Raw genomic sequence first — 456 nt, forward strand, 5'->3', positions numbered from 1 at the left:
CTCCTGGGCCCCGACGGCGAGCCGGAGCGCAGGGTGGTCTCCCACTACAACAGCCTCCACCTCCTGACCTCCCAGCAGGTGTTCACCTCCGCCCTCGGCGACCGCACCGCCGGGGAACTGGTCCGCGGCTACAGCTGGCAGCAGGACCCCGCAAGCCCCGTGCCCCCGCCCCGGGACGCGGAACTCCCCGCGGACTGGGCCCTGCCCTTGCGCGAGGCCAACACCGTCCACAACTCCGCCGGCCAGAAACGGGAAGTGGCGACCGCCGCCGCCTACGACAGCTACGGGCGTGCGGTCAAGACGGTGGACGAGACGGGCACGGTCACCGAGACCGTGTACGACCCCGAAGAGGGTGCCACCGGGCTGGTCGTGTCGCAGAAGACCACCGACCGGGACGGCAAGGTCCTGCAGGAGACCTCCAACACCCTGGCTGCGGACCGGCGCACGGTCACCGGG

At 71.9% G+C, this 456-nt stretch carries 1 protein-coding gene; it reads left to right on the forward strand.

Annotated features, from left to right (window positions below):
• Nucleotides 1–456 (forward strand): hypothetical protein (locus tag IF89_RS39660; RefSeq protein ID WP_043194974.1); only part of this gene is annotated, 456 nt, incomplete at both ends.

This window comes from Streptomyces sp. NRRL F-2664, assembly GCF_000719345.1.
In the GTDB taxonomy this organism is placed as follows: Bacteria; Actinomycetota; Actinomycetes; order Streptomycetales; family Streptomycetaceae; genus Streptomyces.